Source organism: Streptomyces sp. NPDC002324 (assembly GCF_053593335.1).
Window position 1 is genome coordinate 349,107 of record NZ_JBSFCF010000002.1, and the last position, 15,578, is coordinate 364,684.

Here is a 15,578-nt window from a genome sequence, read left to right on the forward strand (position 1 = left end):
AGTCCGGACGGCCGAGCCGCCGGGTGTGGTGCGAGGCTGACGGCATGCAAGAGGAACCGAGCGGACCGACAACGGCGCGCGTCCTGGTCGTTGACGACGACCCCACGGTCGCCGAGGTCGTCGCCGGATACCTCGACCGGGTCGGATACGCCGTGGATCGTGCCGGAGACCCTGCCACGCGTCTTCGACACCGAGCTGGCACGGCACCCACGCCCGCACACCACCGGCCGGCGCGGGCCTGTCTCGCCATCGTCCGGAGGATCGTGGAGGCGCACCAGGGTCACGCAACCGTGCGCAACATCCCCGACGGCTGCCGCTTCGAGGTGGTGCTGCCCGCCGCCGCTTCCTGAACACGGGCAGCACCACCGGTCCAAGGAGCCCTACGAGCCCCGCATCCCGGCCCGCGCGAACTCCCGCATCCCCTCCGCGAAGCCGACCTCCGTCTTCCAGCCCAGCTCCGCCCGCAGCCGGGACGAGTCTGCGGTGATGTGCCGGACGTCCCCCAGCCGGTATTCCCCGGTGACCACCGGCTCGGGCCCGCCGTACGCGGCGGCCAGCGCGCGGGCCATCTCCCCGACGGTGTGCGGCTCACCGCTGCCGGTGTTGTACGCGCTCAGCGCGCCGTGCGCCGAACCCGCCTCCAGCACCGCCACATTGGCCGCCGCCACATCCCGGACATGCACGAAGTCCCTCCGCTGCCTCCCGTCTTCGAACACCCGAGGCGCCTCGCCGCGCGCGAGCGCCGAACGGAAGAAGGACGCCACCCCGGCGTAGGGGGTGTCCTGCGGCATCCGGGGCCCGTACACGTTGTGGTATCGCAGCGACACCGCCGTCCCGCCCGTCGCCCGCGCCCACGCCGCCGCCAGATGCTCCTGGGCGAGCTTCGTCGTCGCGTACACATTGCGCGGGTCGGCCGGAGCGTCCTCGCCCACCAGCCCCGGTGCCAGCTCCGCGCCGCACGTCGGGCACAGCGGCTCGAAGCGCCCGGCCGCGAGACCGGCCGCGTCCCTCGGCCCCGGCCGCACCACCCCGTGCCTCCCGCACTCGTAACGCCCCTCGCCGTACACCACCATCGACCCCGCCAGCACCAGCCGCCGCACACCCGCCTCCGCCATCGCGGCGAGCAGAACGGCCGTACCCAGGTCATTGCGGGAGACGTACTCCGGCGCGTCGGCGAAACCCGTGCCGAGACCGACCATCGCCGCCTGATGACACACCGCGTCCACACCGTCCAGCGCACGGACGACGGCCTCGCGGTTCCGTACGTCCGCGCCCGCGTCCGAGGCCACGTCGAACACGACAGGCTCATGCCCGTGCTCCGCCAACACGTCGACGACATGGGACCCGATGAACCCGGCACCGCCGGTGACCAGTACTCGCATACGGCTCACGCTAAGACCGCGCACCGGCCGCACCCCGGGGCCACGCCCGGCACGTCACGCTTCCGTAAGACGTCGGCCTGGAAGCCGCGCCGCTGTGCCGCACCTTCGCCCCGGTGCCGGTGCCGAGACGTAAGGATTTCGTCATCGGCCGCTCCGGGCCGAGGCGGCCACGCACCGCGTTGGATGGGGTGGCGAGACGGACTCACGGAACTGAAAGAGGGGACGGCATGCGGCGCGGGCGAAGGGGGTCGCTGTTCACCGGTTTGCTGGTGGCGGTTGTCGTGGGACCGGCAGCCGGGCTGTACTGGTTCCAGCCGTGGAAGCTCTGGCAGGACGAGACGGTGACGGAGTCCCTGCCCGCCACCGTCGTGGAAGCCTCCCGGACCCCGGAAACGGGCCCAGGAACATCGCCCTCACCGTCGGCGCCGACCGGACCCGTGACACTGGCCACCGGTGAGCTGATCAGCCACGAGCACACGACATCGGGCACGGTGAAACTCCTACGGCTCGCCGACGGCTCCCACGTGATCCGACTGGAGCGGCTCGAGACCAGCAATGGCCCGGACCTGCGCGTATGGCTGACCGACGCCCCGGTGAAGCAGGGCCAGGCCGGCTGGCACGTCTTCGACGACGGCGAGTACCTCAGCCTCGGCAGGCTCAAGGGCAACAAGGGAAGCCAGAACTACCCCCTGCCCGAGGACGTCGACCCCTACCGGTACAGCAGCGTCACCATCTGGTGCGACCGCTTCGACGTCTCCTTCGGCGCCGCCGAACTCGCCGACGCCTGACCGTTCTCGTCGTCTGGGGGATGCCCGGACACAGGCGCGCCAACGGGACAAACCCGGCTCCCCACGAGACGCTGCCCCCGCACCTTCAGCAAGGGAGAACCCGTCATGGCAGCGTCGCCTTCCCTCTCTTCCCCCGATGACCCATACCGCTTCGACGACCTCACCGCCCTCTTCATCAACTGCACCTTCAAACCGTCCCCGCACCTCAGCCACACCCAGGGCCTGATCGACAAGAGCCGGGCCATCATGGACGGACGAGGGGTGACCACAGAGGTGATCCGCGCCGTCGACCACGACATCGCCACCGGCGTCTACCCGGACACGACCGAGCACGGCTCCGCCGCCGACGTCTGGCCGGCGTTGTACGAGACGGTGATGGCCGCCGACATCCTGGTGCTGGCCGGGCCCATCTGGCTGGGCGACAACAGCTCGGTGACGAAGAAAGTGATCGAGCGGTTGTACGGCTGCTAGGGACTGCTCAATTCCGACCGGACACGGCGCCATGTTCTGCGGCGTCGCGCCCCCACCACGAACCGCTCACCCTCGTCGACCACGTCGTCTATGACCAGCGGGCACAGGCCCGAAAACACCCTCTGGACGACGCGTCACGACGCTCCGTCACCACCGAAAGTGAGACGGGGCCGTTCGCTGCACAGACCCCTGCGAAGGCGCCTGGCCGGTGGGTGGGAAGCCTGTCCGCCGTCGGGCCGGTGTCGCTGTGGGACGGTTTGTCTGGCAGATCACGGACCCGCAGCTCTGTGGCGGCTGCAGGTCGGTGCAATGAGATCGTCGACGGGCGTGCGCCCTCGCTCAGGAGGGAGAGGGCTGCGGGGACGATTCATGGCGCACGATGAATGCGTCGAAGGCGGCAGTGAGCTGAAGAGTGGCGCCGATCCGGCCCGTACGGTCACGGGTCGTGGTGGCCGCGGATGTTCCCTGACTGGCATCTCGCAACGTTGATACCCCCTTGTGGTAGTCGACGCTTACACCAAGGGGCAGCGTGCCGACCGGACGAGGGTGATGCCTCCGGAGGCCGGCTTCGCCGGGCGGCGGCCGCGCCCGGGCCGAACCGGCCCTCGGCCTCCAGGAGACCGTCAGCCCATCGGGGCCACCCGGACGATGACGCTCTCGCGTCCTTCCGTCACAAGTGCGGGTGACGGGTCCACCAGTCGGTGGCGCGTTCGTAGCGCGCGGCGGCCGACACCATCGCCGCGTCGGCGTAGAGCGGCGCGATGATCTGGAGCCCCACGGGGAGCCCTTCGGTGGTGAAGCCGCAGGGCACGGACATGGCCGGCAGGCCGGCGTGGCTGGGCGCCTCGGTCATGCTGTGCAGGTGCATACCCGGGTGGGCGATCTCGTGGCCGTCGACGCGGTCCACACCGCCGCGGTCGCCCACGTGGGGGAAGGCCGGGACGGGCGTGGTGGGACAGACGAACAGGTCGAAGTGTTCGAGCACGCCTGCGAACGCGTCGTAGATGAGGGTCTTGGTCTCGCGCATGGCCGCGCTGGCCTGGGAGGCGGTGACGGACCGGGCACGTTCCGCGACATATTCGATCAGCGGCCAGACCTCCGCGCCGTACGAGCGCAACTCGTCGATGAAGGTGGTGTAGAACGGCCCCCAGTAGTCGATGAAGTACTGCAGAGGGTCGGGCAGTTCGATCGGAACCTCCTCCACCAGGGCCCCGGCGGCCCGCAGGTCGTCCAGGGCCGCGGCGAAGACGCGGCGGGTCTGCGGGTCGATCGGCCCCTGCCCGAGGTCGAAGCTGGCCGCGACGCGGATGCCGGTGAGGTCGCCCTCGGCGGTGGCCGCCTCGGCGTAACGGTCACCGGTGTCGGGAAGCGCGAACCGGTCGCGAGGATGCGGGCCCACGGTGGCGTCGAGCAGGAGAGCCGCGTCCACGACACGGCGGGTGAGCGGCCCGTCCGTCGAATCGGGGTCGATGTTGCCGGCGAGCGGGATCCGTCCCGTGCTCGGTTTGATGCCGACCGCTCCGCACAGTGACGCGGGCACCCGGATGGAGCCGCCGCCGTCGGAGCCCCAGGCCAGTGGGCCGATGCCGGCCACCGTCGCGGCCGCCGCGCCACCGCTGGAACCGCCCGCCGCACGACTGGGATCCCAGGGGGTGCTGGTGGTGCCGGTCAACTTGCTCTCGGTGACCCCCAGGAGACCGAACTCGGGCGTGGTCGTCTTGCCCAGCAGGATCGTGCCCGCCCTCTTGAGCCGGGCCCACGACAGCGCGTCCTCGGTGGGGACGTGCTCCGCGTAGGCGACGCACCCGTAGGTGGTGCGCACGCCGGCGGTTTCGGTCAGATCCTTCACGGTGATCGGAACCCCGTACAGCGGGGGCAGGTCATCACCCGCCACGAACCGCTTCTCGGCTTCGCGCGCCTGCTCACGGGCCGACTCCGCAGTGATTGTGACCATGACGTTCAGGTGACCGTTCACCTCTTCGATGCGCGTCAGAGCTGCTTCCACCACCTCGACCGGCGACACTTCCCCGCTGCGGTAGAGCTGTCCGAGCTCATGCGCGCCGAGCCACAGAATTCGGTCGTCCGCCATCGTGCGCCTCCTGGAAGCTGTTTTGTGACAGTCGCTATATGAGCTGCGGGGGGCGGCGCCGTCAAGAGGCAACTCGGACGAATGTCACGACCCGGAAAAGCCGAGGGGAGGCCATTGCCTGTTGTACATCAGTCGCTATACATTCGCCGTCAACCCGGCTCGGGAAGCGGCCGCAGGCTGTCACGAAGGAGCGTTCCGATGGCTTCACCACAGATCCGAAGGGCCGCGGTGCTCAGCCTCGTACTGGCCGCGTCCACGCTCACCGCGTGTTCCGGCGGCACGACGGGCAAGCAGAAGCCAGTCTCCGCCGACGACCTCATCTCGTCGCTGCCGGCCGCGAAGGGCCCCGTCGACCGGATCGTCTGGAACCTCACCGAGGGCGAGCCGGACACGCTGGATCCGGCCAACGCCGCGACCACCGCGAGCGGTCAGGTGGTCCGCAACCTCTGCGACTCCCTGCTGACCACGGACGCGGAGTTCCGTCTCAAGCCCAACCTGGCGAGCTACGAGCAGGTGACGCCCACGAAGCTGGTCCTCACGATCCGCCAGGGCACCAGGTTCTGGGACGGCACCACCGTCACCGCCGAGGATGTCGCCTTCAGCCTGCGTCGGGCGGCCGATCCTTCGAAGATCACCAGCTATCTGTTCGCCAACGTCTCCTCGATGAAGGCGACGGGCGCCGACAAGATCACTGTCGACTTCAAGCGGCCCGACGAGATGTTCACCAGCGAGATGGCCAACATCGTGGTCATCAAGAAGGCGTTCGCCGAGAAGGCGGGTGACAAGCTCGGCACTCCGGCCGGGGGCCTGATGTGCAGCGGACCGTTCAAGCTCGACGAGTGGACCAGCGGCGACAGCATCACGATGAGCCGCAACGACGCCTACTGGAACACGGCCAGGCGCCCGTTCGCGAAATCGGTCAAGTTCACCTTCGTCACCGACGCCACCTCGCTCACCCAGTCGCTGAACGCCGGCGAGATCGACGGCGCCTATGAGCTGTCCGCGGCCTCGGTGCCGGCCCTGCGGAAGTCCCAGAAGGGGCGGCTGGTCTTCGGACCCTCTCCCCAGTCCGTGAACATCTACGTGGCCCGCCCGGACGGCGTGATGGCCGACGGCGACCTGCGTGCCGCGCTCCAGCGGATGATCGACCGCGCGGCTCTCGCGAAGGCCGTGTACCACGGGGCCGCCACCCCGATGTACACCATGACGGCCCCGGCGTCCTGGCCGGTCGACCAGCGCGCGGTGTACGAGAAGGCGTACAAGTCCTACGAGACCTCCCGGTCCTACGACATGGCCGCGGCGAAGAAACTCGTCGAGAAGTCCTCCTACAAGGGTCAGGAGATCGTCCTGGCCACCCAGGCCGGCGACGACGCACAGTCACGCACCGCGCAACTGGTGCAACAGCAGGGCCGGCAGGTCGGCCTCAAGATCAGGATCCAGAGCATGCAGCCGCTGGTGTTCACCCAGGCGGGTTACGACGCCAGCAAGCGCCAGGGCATCGACCTGATGCTGGCGACGAACTTCAGCGCCGCCCCCGACCCGCTGGAGACGATCGGCTTCGTCTACCTGCCCAAGCAGGTCTACAACTACACCGACTACGAGGACTCGCAGGTCACGAAGCTCTTCGGGGAGGCGCGCGCCACGTTCGACGGCGCACGCCGAGCGGCGACGGTCGTCGAGATGCAGAGCCTCTTCGAGAAGGCGAACACCACCATCCCGCTCGTCTCCACGAACACCGCGACCTTCCTCAACAACCGCCTGACCGGGGCCGTCACCTCGTTCGCCTATTGGTCGATGCCGCAGATGGCCTACGTCGGCGCCGCGAAGAAGTAGGAACGAGGACCATGTCCGTCTCAGCCTCCCCAGCGGGCACGCCCGCCCGTGCGCGCACAGCGTGGAGCCATCCAGCTCTGTCCCTCGTGTCGACGTATGTCGTCGGCCCGGTCGCGACCGTCCTGGCCGCTTCCTTCCTCCTGTTCACCGCACTGGCACTGGCGCCCGGGGACCCGGTCGCCCGTCTGCTCGGCCCGCACGCCTCGGACGCCGCGCGCTCCGCCATGCGCGCCCGGCTCGACCTGGACGACCCTCTGCCAGAACGCTACTGGCACTGGCTGACCGGTGCCCTGCGCGGAGATCTCGGCACCTCACTGACCTACCGCCAACCGGTCTCCGAGCTGCTCGCCCCCCGCTTGCTCACCACGCTGCTGCTGGTCGGCATGGCCGCGGTGCTCATCCTTGTCGTGGGGCTGGCCCTCGGCGGTATCGGCGGGACGAGCCCTCGGTGGCGTCCGCTGGTCAACGCCCTGTCAGGGCTGGGCATCGCCGTCCCGTCCTTCGTCGCCACGTCCATTCTGATCGGTTTCTTCGCAGTGAACCTCGGCTGGTTTCCCACCGGTGGCGCGGGCGAGGGCTTCACCGACCGGCTGTGGCATCTCACGCTTCCCGCCATCGCCCTGTCGATCGGATACGCCGCCTACCTGACCCAGATGACCTCCGCCGCGATCGCCGAGGAGGCCACCGCCGAGCATGTGCTCACCGGCCGAGGACGGGGACTTCCCCGATCCTGGCTCTTCCGGCGGCACATCCTGCGCAACGCGTCGCTGCCGGTCCTGACCGCGTCCGGCCTGACCGTGGCCGGGCTGATGGCCGGCGCGGTGGTGGTGGAGCCCGCCTTCGGCATCGACGGGATCGGCTCGCTGCTGATCAAGAGCGTCTCGGCCAAGGACTATCCCGTGGTGACCGCGATCAGCGTGCTGATCGTCACGGTCTTCGTCTTCGTCACCACGGTGCTCGACGCGGGTCAGAGCCTGCTCGACCCGCGACTGAGGAAAGGACGCTAGCCGATGGCCACGCTCGCATCCGCTCTCCACCTGCGCAGTACCGGGCACCGGCGGTTCGGCGATCCGCTGCTGCTGGTGTCGGCGGCGCTGGCCGCCGGCCTCGTGGTCCTCGCGGTGGTCGGTCCCTCGATCGCCCCGTACGACCCGGCGGCCACCGACGTCCTCGCCGCGAGTCAGGGACCGAGCGGCTCGCACCTGTTCGGCACCGACTCGCTGGGCCGTGACATCCTCTCCCGGGCACTCGTCGGAGCCCGGCTGAGCTTCGCCGGACCCGCCGTCATCGTGCTGGGCAGTGCCGGCCTGGGCACCCTGCTCGCGCTCGCGGCGGCCTGGCACGGCGGGTGGGTCGACCGGATGCTCAACCGGACGCTGACCCTGCTGTTCGCCATCCCCGGCGTGCTCGTGGCCGTCATCGCCGCGGCCGTCTTCGGCGCAGGCTTCTGGGCGCCCGTCCTGGCCCTCACCCTCGTGTACACCCCGTACGTCGCCCGGGTGGTGCGCAGTGTCGCGGTACGGCAGCGGCAGTTGCCGTACGTCGAGGCGCTGGAGCTGGCGGGTCTGTCGACCTGGCGGATCTGCGGGCGGCATCTGCTGCCCAACGTGGCGCCGATCGTGCTCGCCCAGGCGACGATCGGCTTCGGTTCCGCGCTGGTGGACTTCGGCGCGGTGTCGTTCCTGGGGCTCGGCATCCAGCCACCGGAAGCGGAGTGGGGACTCATGGTTGCCGACGGCCGGTCCGAGGTACTGGACGGTGCCGTGCAGCAGAGCCTGTCGGCGGGTCTGTGCATCGTGATCTCCGTGGTGGCGTTCAACGTGCTGGGCGAGCGCCTCGCCCAGCGGTTCGGAGGGACCCGATGAACACCACACCGCTCCTTCGGATGCGAGGCGTCGGCATCACGGCCGGGGACCGCGGGAACCGACGGACGCTGGTCCGCGACGTCGACCTGACCGTCGCGGCCGGCGAGACCGTGGGGCTGGTCGGCGAGTCCGGCTCGGGCAAGTCGATGCTGGCCAAGTCCGCGATGCGGCTGCTTCCCCGGCATGCCACGACGTCCGGGAGCATCGACTTCGAGGGCCGTTCGGTGCTCGGCTTCTCGCGCCGCGATCTCGCCGCCTACCGTGCACGCGACGTCGCGCTCATCCATCAGGACCCGCGCGCTCACACCAACCCGCTGCGCACCATCGGTGACTTCCTTGTCGAGGGCGTGGTCGCCGCCGAGCTGATGAGCTCGCGTGAGGCCCGCACCCGTGCCTGCGAGACCATGGCGAGCATCGGCATCACCGACCCCGAGCACCGCCTGACCCAGTACCCGCACCAGCTGTCCGGCGGCCTGCTGCAGCGCATGATGATCGTGGCGGCGCTGCTGCCCTCCCCGAAGCTGGTCTTCGCGGACGAGCCCACCACGGCTCTGGACGTGACCGTCCAGTCGGAGGTGATGGCGATCCTGCAGGAACAGATCCGCGAGCGGAACCTGGGCCTTCTGTTCATCACCCACGACCTGGACCTGGCTGCCGCGGTCACCGACAGCCTGGCCGTCATGTACGCCGGAACGGTGGTCGAAGAGGGAGCCACGGCAGACGTCCGCGCCCGCCCCCTGCACCCCTACACGGCCGGACTGCTGGCCTGCCGTCCCAGCGCGACGGCGGTGACCCGGCTCAAGCCGATACCGGGCCGGCCGATCTCGGCGTACGAGGTCGGTTCCGGCTGCGCTTTCGCCGCGCGATGCCGCTTCGCCACCGAGGAATGCCGGACGGATCGGCCACAACTGCGCACCGTGGAGGAACGGTTGGTCGCCTGCCATCGAGTGGAAGAGATCGGCGCCGAACTCCCCGAGGCGGTGCGCTCATGAACCCGGCACCCGATCCCGTCGCGGACACCGGCCCCGCGCTTGTCGTGGAACGGCTGCGCAAGGAGTTCCCCGCCCGCGCCCGGGGCGCCAAGGCGGCGGTCGCGGTCGACGACGTCAGCTTCACCCTGGAACGCGGCGGCTCGCTGGCCGTGGTGGGAGAGTCCGGCTCGGGCAAGACGACCGCCGCGCGTATCGTCGCCGGTCTTGAGCAGGCCACGAGCGGCACGGTCAGCGTCGCGGACAACGGCAAGAAGGCCGCACGGCCCGTACAGATGGTCTTCCAGGACCCCTTCGCCTCCCTGGATCCACGCCAGCGCATCGGGGCCGGTCTGACGGAGATGCTGCGGGCGCGTTTCCGGCTCGGGCGGGCGGCGGCCCGCGAACGGGCGGCGGAACTGCTGGCCGAGGTCGGGCTCGACGAGCAGCACGGGGCGCGACTCCCGCGCGACCTGTCCGGCGGGCAGCGGCAACGTGTGGCCATCGCCCGTGCGTTGGCCCTCGAACCCGAGGTCCTGATCCTCGACGAGGCCGTCGCCGCCCTCGACGTCAGCGTGCAGGCGCAGGTGCTCAACCTGCTCTCCGACATCCGCGCACGCAGCGCGGTCGCGTTCCTCTTCGTCTCGCACGACCTCGCGGTGGTCCGCCAGGTCACCGACCACTGCCTGGTCATGCAGCACGGCCGCGTCGTCGAGCAGGGCCCCACCGCCGACGTACTGGACCACCCGAGAGACCCCTACACGCAAGAGCTACTGGACGCGGTGCCCAAGCCGGGCTGGCAGCCCCGCCGCCGACGTATCTGAAACCGGGCCGACTGAACCCGGGCCGTCCGATGTCGGGCAGACGCACGGCGCCGTAGTAAAGCAACTGCTATACAAAGGAGCCGACCATGGGCATCCTCTCCACCGAGGGCACCGTCACGCTGAGCGTGTCCCATCCCTCCGAGGCGCCGACGCTGCGGGGCAAATCATTCGTCACGCCCTGGTTCGTGGTGGACGACGACCGCACGAAGGACTTCGAGAAGGCGTCCTACCACGACGAGTACCCGCACCCCTACGAGGAGGAGGGCGAGGACGGGTACGGCGAGGGCCTGGTGGAGGGTTTCCACCTGCTCAGTCTGATCGACGTCCTGTGCAACCACGCCCTGTGGTCACAGGCCCCGGCGACCGTCTGGAACTACGGCCTCGACAACGTCCGTTTCGTCTCGGTGATCCGCACCACCGACCCCTTCCGCCTCCACGGTCACGTCCGCGAGGTGATCGACCGCGGGGAGCAGGGCCACCTCGTCGTCACCGATCTGCGCGCCGAGGTCAGGCACCGGGAGCGGCCCGGATTCGTCGCGACGCAGCGCGCCCTGTGGGCCACCGCCTGAAACCCCATCGAGAGGCCGTACACGTGGAACTGACCGCGCACCAGAAGTACCTGACCGACAAGAGCATCCCCGAGGCACTGGACTACGCGGCCGAACAGTGGCCGGACAACCCCGCGCTCACCCACATCGAAGGCGGGGGCCCCACCCTGACGTGGGCCGAACTGCGCGCAAGAATCGGCAGGGTGCGCACCGGCCTCGAACGGCTCGGTGTCGCTCCGGGCGACAAGGTCGGCATCATGCTGCGCAATCAGGTGGAGTTCCCGCTGACCTGGCTCGCCGTCATCGAGGCGGGCGCGGTCGCCGTGCCGATGAACCCGAAGTACACCCCGCGGGAGATCGACTTCGTCCTCGGTGACTCCGGCGCCCGATGGCTGGTCGCCGCCGCCGCCGACGTCGTCACCGCCGCACTCGCCGATGACAGCATCGGCCCCGTACCGAGTGAACGGATCATCGTCGTCGGCGAACCCGTCGCGGGCCTGCACGACTTCGCCGCCCTGGCCGCACAGGAGCCGACGCCGCGCACCCACCGGGCGGACATCGGCGAGGTGGTCAATATCCAGTTCACGTCCGGCACCACCGGACTGCCGAAGGGATGTCTGCTCACCCACACCTACTGGATGCAGATCGGGGTCTATGGCGCCGCACTCGGCGACGCGCAGCGGATCCTGGCGGACCACCCCTTCTACTACATGCAGAACCAGGCATATCTGATGATGGCGCTGGCCGGCGGAGGGGGCCTGTACGTCACCGCCGGGCTGAGCCGACGCAAGTTCATGACCTGGCTCGTCGACCATCGGATCGACATGGCCTGGATCGACGAGGGCATGCTCGATTTCCCGGAGAGCGAAACGGACCAGCGGCTGGCCCTGAAGAAGGCACCGGTATCGGCCCTGCCACCCTCTCTGCACAAGCCTTTGGAACGGCGCTTCGGTCTGCGGGCACGCGAGGTGTACGCCAGCACGGAGGTCGGAAACGGCACCTACGTCCCGTACGAGCGCACCGACACGGTCGGCACCGGCTCCATGGGCTGGTGCTTCCCCCAGCGTGAGTCGAAGGTCATCGATGCCGAGGGCGAGGAGGTCGAGCCGGGCCGCTCGGGCGAACTGTGTCTGCGGGGCAGCGGCATGATGCTCGGTTACCACAACCGCCCTGACACCAACGCCGAACTCTTCCTGCCCGGCGGCTGGTTCCGCACCGGCGACATCGTCCGCAAGGACACCGACGGACAGCACTACTACGAGGGCCGCGTCCGCGATGTCATCCGCCGCAGCGGGGAGAACATCGCCGCAGCCGAGGTCGAACTGCAGATCATGGCCCTGCCGGAGGTGGACGAGGTCGGCGTCGTACCGGTCCCCGACCCGCTGCGCGACGAAGAGGTCAAGGCCGTCATCGTGCTCAAGTCCGGCGCGAGCCTGACCGCCCAGGACGTCGAGGCATGGTGCCTCAAGGGGCTCGCCCGCTTCAAGGTGCCTCGCTATGTCGAGTTCCGCGACAGCCTGCCGCACACCGCCAGCGGCAAGATCGCGAAGGTGGAGCTGCGCGCCGAACCGCACGGTGACAGGGTCGTGGACCTGCGTGCCCCCTGAAACGGGGAAGTGGATCGGCCGGCGGGCGTCGACCGATCCACTTCCCCCTCCGTGCGGTCAGCCGGTCGGGAGTTCCGCGACCGACAGCAACTTGAGGAAGCGCTCCAACGCGGCGAGTTGACGCTCGGGAGTCCAGATCTCCGGGTGCTCGACCACGGACAGAGCTATGCCGGACATCCAGACCCGCATGATGTCGACCGTGCCGTCCAGTTCGTCCGCCGGGACCAACTCCTCGACGGCCCGCACCAGGACCGCTCGCATCGCCGGTTCCATGCGCTGCAGGTACCGCCCGATGACGGGCTCGGCGCCCTGGTGCGTCAGCAACGCCACCCGCGCGCGCTCCATCCTCAGGGCTTCCTCGGTGTCCGGCAGGAACCACTCCAGAGCGGTGCGCAGCCGTTCACGGGGGTCCGGGATCTGCTCCAGTTCCTCCAGGAAGGCGTCCGTATCAGCCAGCACGTACTCCAGTACGGCTTCGAGCAGGGCCTCACGGTTGGGGAAGTAGTGCGTGATCAGAGTGATGGATCCGCCCATGCGCCGCGCGATCTTCCGCAACGTCAGTTCGGAGAGTCCGCCCTCACTCAAAGCCTGCAGGGACGCTGTCGCGATCTGGCGGACGCGCTCCTCCGGATCCACATACCGCGGCACCGAGACCTCCCCGCCACACTCTCTCGACTGTTGTCGGGCACACCTTACACACGCTGTTATATAACAATCGACACACCTTGCGGAGGCAAGCCATGAGCTTCACCATCATCGAGTCCATGACGGCGGAGACACCGTCCGAGCATGCCCATGCGCACATGGTCGCCATGCGCGACGGAGTCGAACTCGCGACGGACGTCTACCTGCCGGCGGGCGGGACCTCGCACTCCGCCATCCTCGTGCGGACCTGCTACGACAAGTCGAGCCGCTACACCGCGCTCTCCTTCGAGGCCGAGTACTACCGCTCGCGCGGCTTCGCCCTCGTGACGCAGGACGTCCGCGGCAAGTTCCGCTCCGGCGGAGAGACACTCCCCTACGCCCACGACGTCGCCGACGGCTACGACACCGTCGAGTGGATCATCCGGCAGCCCTGGTCCAGCGGTCGCGTGGGCGTGACCGGCCAGTCCTATTACGGCTTCACCACCTGGGCCGCGGTTGCCAGCGGCCACCCGGCCATCAAGGCGGCCGTCCCCCAGGTGACGGGCATCGACATGGGCGCCATCCACGTGGGATCCCGCTGGAGCCAGGAGGTGCCGTCCCTGGCAGCGCTCAACGACCTCCTGCAGATCTGGACCGACGACAAGGGCTACCTCGCCGAGATCGACTGGCGCGCCGACTCCGTCGAGAACATCATCGCCGCCGCCCGCGTGCGGATCGGCGAGTGCAGGGCGGCGACAGAGATGCTGGAACGTGTCGTGAACCAGGGCTGGTACAACCCCTACGGCGACCGGCACCCCCACCACACGACGACCATCCCCATCCTGCACTGGCAGAACTGGTACGACCCCGGCCTGGCCCCGCTGGGACTGCGCGACTGGCGCCACTTCCGTTCGCTGTCCGGCCCACGGGACCTGCACTTCCTCCGCGCCGACTCGGCCGACCACGCGGGATACCAGCTGGCGGACGTCGGGGCCGGCGACGAGCGCAACCCGTACCTCAGCGAGACGGCCCTCGCCGAGAAGATCCGGACCGAGTGCGGCGACGTGGCAGACTTCTTCGACGAGCACCTCAACGGCGTACGCCCGGTAAACCCCCGCCCGCGCGCCCGGTGGCACGTGGGCCACGTCGGCTGGCAGACCTCCCAGGAGTACCCGCCTCCGAGCGAGCCACTCGCCTTCCACCTCTCCGCACACAGCACACAGCCGTACGCACTGGGCCGCGACCCCGACGAGAAGGCAACCTCGCTCACCTGGACGCACGACCCCGACAGCCCCGTCCCCTCCAGCACCGACATCGAGGCGATCTGGTACCTCCTCGCCGCCTACCCCGATGAGCGAGACCTCGCGAACCGCGCTGACGTACTCACCTTTCGGACCCAACCGCTGCCCGCGCACATCGATTTCGCCGGACAGCCGATCCTCACCGCACGGATCTCGTCTTCGGCGCCCTCCACTCACGTCTTCGCGAAACTCCAGGACGTGCACCCCGACGGCACCACACGACCGATCTCCTGGGGCCGGGCGGTCCTGACCGAGCAGGCCGGCGACGTGCTCACCCTTGCCCTGGACGACAACGCCTACCGGCTCCGCGCGGGCCACTGCCTCCAACTGCAGATCCAGTCGAGCGACTTCCCCCACTACGCCGTCCACCCGGGCACCGGCGGCAACCCGTGGCTCACCACGAAAATGGTCCCGAGCACACAGAGCCTCGAAGTCGGAGGTACCGAGGGGGCCCGCCTGGTCCTACCCGCCATCACCGTCATGGAAGAGCAGGACGACTCGTGACGGACACCGCCGCCGCCCATGGTGCCCCGTGGCTCGGCGGACGAGGATGCCCAGCGTCCGTGCGCGAACGTCGCCGTGCGGAGACATCGAACGAAGCACGGGACAACCAAAATCGCCCCCTGCCGTATCCGGCGTCGCGCAAGGGACTACATGTCTTCGGAGTTGGCATCACCGCGTCCCCTTGGCGAGTGCATGACTGGGAGGTGTGGAGGCTGACGGCGTGATGAACCTTTCTGCCGAGGGTGAGGGCATGTGCCTGCGGAGTTGTTCGCTTGCTCGGGTGAGATGAGCGGCAAGAGCCTGGTCAGCGCACCTCGGGATCGCCGTCGGCGATAGCCGTCAGGATCGCTGGGTGCTCGTCGGCGATCTCGATGATGCGGAGCAGCTTGTACGTCTGGACTTGGGCCATGCACAGGCGCATCTCGCCCATCAGCGAGGCGTCCACGCGGGTCAGTCGCGGGCTGCCGAGGACGTCGACGAGGGAGCGGCTCCAGCGGTCAACGAGGAGATAGGCCCGACTGCCGTTCCTCGTGGGCGCGGGCACGGAAGTACGTCCTGACCCGTACAGAACTCGCCTCCAAGCGGACCAAGCGGCCCTACGATCTCCGGCACGCCGGGATCTCGTTCTGGCTGTACTCCGGTGTGGACCCCGCCGAGTGCGCTCGTCGCGCGGGTCAGAGCACTGGGGTCCTCTTCCGCCACACGCCGAGTTCCTGGACGGCGTCCGAGAGCGGGCCAACCGGCTCATCGAGCAGTCCGTGCAGGAGTGGGACC

Annotated in this window: 13 protein-coding genes and 3 pseudogenes; 12 read left to right on the forward strand and 4 right to left on the reverse strand. The window is 69.2% G+C overall.

The window, feature by feature from the left end; all coding sequences use genetic code 11:
* Positions 1 to 44 precede the first annotated feature (44 nt).
* A pseudogene (locus tag ACWCRJ_RS04570) lies at positions 45 to 180 on the forward strand (DNA-binding response regulator); the annotation flags it as partial.
* Positions 157 to 350 (forward strand): annotated as a pseudogene (locus ACWCRJ_RS04575) (ATP-binding protein); the annotation flags it as partial. The pseudogenes ACWCRJ_RS04570 and ACWCRJ_RS04575, both read left to right, overlap by 24 nt.
* A 30-nt stretch (positions 351 to 380) precedes the next feature.
* Here ACWCRJ_RS04575 and ACWCRJ_RS04580 read toward each other — a convergent pair.
* On the reverse strand, positions 381 to 1,382 hold the full coding sequence (locus ACWCRJ_RS04580; RefSeq protein WP_450937878.1) for an NAD-dependent epimerase/dehydratase family protein: 1,002 nt from the start codon (positions 1,380 to 1,382) through the stop codon (positions 381 to 383).
* A 227-nt stretch (positions 1,383 to 1,609) separates the two neighbouring features.
* On the opposite strand from ACWCRJ_RS04580, the gene ACWCRJ_RS04585 reads away from it, so the two are divergent.
* Together ACWCRJ_RS04585 and ACWCRJ_RS04590 are read left to right on the forward strand one after the other, a co-directional pair.
* On the forward strand, positions 1,610 to 2,170 hold the full coding sequence (locus ACWCRJ_RS04585; RefSeq protein WP_450937879.1) for a DM13 domain-containing protein: 561 nt from the start codon (positions 1,610 to 1,612) through the stop codon (positions 2,168 to 2,170).
* A gap of 105 nt (positions 2,171 to 2,275) precedes the next feature.
* Positions 2,276 to 2,638 (forward strand): annotated as a pseudogene (locus ACWCRJ_RS04590) (flavodoxin family protein); the annotation flags it as partial.
* Between the two features lie 673 nt (positions 2,639 to 3,311).
* Here ACWCRJ_RS04590 and ACWCRJ_RS04595 read toward each other — a convergent pair.
* Entirely contained in the window at positions 3,312 to 4,730 is a 1,419-nt protein-coding gene (locus ACWCRJ_RS04595) for an amidase (RefSeq protein ID WP_450937880.1), read from the reverse strand.
* Positions 4,731 to 4,928: 198 nt separating this feature from the next.
* Between ACWCRJ_RS04595 and ACWCRJ_RS04600 the strand changes: the two genes are divergently transcribed.
* The 7 genes from ACWCRJ_RS04600 (at position 4,929) to ACWCRJ_RS04630 (ending at position 12,375) form a co-directional block, all read left to right on the forward strand.
* Positions 4,929 to 6,563 (forward strand): ABC transporter substrate-binding protein, encoded by a 1,635-nt coding sequence (locus ACWCRJ_RS04600; protein ID WP_450937881.1) that lies wholly within the window; start codon positions 4,929 to 4,931, stop codon positions 6,561 to 6,563.
* An 86-nt stretch (positions 6,564 to 6,649) separates the two neighbouring features.
* Positions 6,650 to 7,570 (forward strand): ABC transporter permease, encoded by a 921-nt coding sequence (locus ACWCRJ_RS04605; RefSeq protein WP_450937882.1) that lies wholly within the window; start codon positions 6,650 to 6,652, stop codon positions 7,568 to 7,570.
* A gap of 3 nt (positions 7,571 to 7,573) precedes the next feature.
* Positions 7,574 to 8,428, forward strand: coding sequence for an ABC transporter permease (locus ACWCRJ_RS04610; protein WP_450937883.1), 855 nt, complete (start codon positions 7,574 to 7,576; stop codon positions 8,426 to 8,428).
* A complete protein-coding gene (locus ACWCRJ_RS04615; protein WP_450937884.1) occupies positions 8,425 to 9,420 on the forward strand; it encodes an ABC transporter ATP-binding protein in 996 nt (331 codons plus the stop codon). Before ACWCRJ_RS04610 ends, ACWCRJ_RS04615 begins: the two co-directional genes overlap by 4 nt.
* Positions 9,417 to 10,220: an ABC transporter ATP-binding protein gene (locus ACWCRJ_RS04620; RefSeq protein ID WP_450937885.1), complete on the forward strand. Its 804-nt coding sequence runs from the start codon at positions 9,417 to 9,419 to the stop codon at positions 10,218 to 10,220. Before ACWCRJ_RS04615 ends, ACWCRJ_RS04620 begins: the two co-directional genes overlap by 4 nt.
* Before the next feature lie 86 nt (positions 10,221 to 10,306).
* Entirely contained in the window at positions 10,307 to 10,789 is a 483-nt protein-coding gene (locus ACWCRJ_RS04625; protein ID WP_450937886.1) for a hypothetical protein, read from the forward strand.
* A gap of 23 nt (positions 10,790 to 10,812) precedes the next feature.
* Positions 10,813 to 12,375: a class I adenylate-forming enzyme family protein gene (locus ACWCRJ_RS04630; RefSeq protein WP_450937887.1), complete on the forward strand. Its 1,563-nt coding sequence runs from the start codon at positions 10,813 to 10,815 to the stop codon at positions 12,373 to 12,375.
* A gap of 57 nt (positions 12,376 to 12,432) precedes the next feature.
* On the opposite strand, the gene ACWCRJ_RS04635 is transcribed toward ACWCRJ_RS04630, so the two are convergent.
* Positions 12,433 to 13,023 carry a TetR/AcrR family transcriptional regulator gene (locus tag ACWCRJ_RS04635; protein ID WP_450937888.1) on the reverse strand — a complete coding sequence of 197 codons (591 nt, stop codon included), beginning with the start codon at positions 13,021 to 13,023 and terminating at the stop codon, positions 12,433 to 12,435.
* 92 nt (positions 13,024 to 13,115) lie between these two features.
* Between ACWCRJ_RS04635 and ACWCRJ_RS04640 the strand changes: the two genes are divergently transcribed.
* On the forward strand, positions 13,116 to 14,804 hold the full coding sequence (locus ACWCRJ_RS04640) for a CocE/NonD family hydrolase (RefSeq protein ID WP_450937889.1): 1,689 nt from the start codon (positions 13,116 to 13,118) through the stop codon (positions 14,802 to 14,804).
* 304 nt (positions 14,805 to 15,108) lie between these two features.
* Here ACWCRJ_RS04640 and ACWCRJ_RS04645 read toward each other — a convergent pair whose 3' ends face one another.
* Positions 15,109 to 15,348 carry a hypothetical protein gene (locus tag ACWCRJ_RS04645; RefSeq protein WP_450937890.1) on the reverse strand — a complete coding sequence of 80 codons (240 nt, stop codon included), beginning with the start codon at positions 15,346 to 15,348 and terminating at the stop codon, positions 15,109 to 15,111.
* Positions 15,349 to 15,578: the final 230 nt, after the last annotated feature.

Bases quoted from the DNA above. Each gene is read 5' to 3' on its own strand.
- ACWCRJ_RS04595 (WP_450937880.1), bottom strand. From the start codon at position 4,730: ATGGCGGACGACCGAATTCTGTGGCTCGGCGCGCATGAGCTCGGACAG.
- ACWCRJ_RS04625 (WP_450937886.1), top strand. From the start codon at position 10,307: ATGGGCATCCTCTCCACCGAGGGCACCGTCACGCTGAGCGTGTCCCAT.
- ACWCRJ_RS04580 (WP_450937878.1), bottom strand. From the start codon at position 1,382: ATGCGAGTACTGGTCACCGGCGGTGCCGGGTTCATCGGGTCCCATGTC.
- ACWCRJ_RS04610 (WP_450937883.1), top strand. From the start codon at position 7,574: ATGGCCACGCTCGCATCCGCTCTCCACCTGCGCAGTACCGGGCACCGG.
- ACWCRJ_RS04600 (WP_450937881.1), top strand. From the start codon at position 4,929: ATGGCTTCACCACAGATCCGAAGGGCCGCGGTGCTCAGCCTCGTACTG.
- ACWCRJ_RS04620 (WP_450937885.1), top strand. From the start codon at position 9,417: ATGAACCCGGCACCCGATCCCGTCGCGGACACCGGCCCCGCGCTTGTC.
- ACWCRJ_RS04640 (WP_450937889.1), top strand. From the start codon at position 13,116: ATGAGCTTCACCATCATCGAGTCCATGACGGCGGAGACACCGTCCGAG.
- ACWCRJ_RS04615 (WP_450937884.1), top strand. From the start codon at position 8,425: ATGAACACCACACCGCTCCTTCGGATGCGAGGCGTCGGCATCACGGCC.
- ACWCRJ_RS04585 (WP_450937879.1), top strand. From the start codon at position 1,610: ATGCGGCGCGGGCGAAGGGGGTCGCTGTTCACCGGTTTGCTGGTGGCG.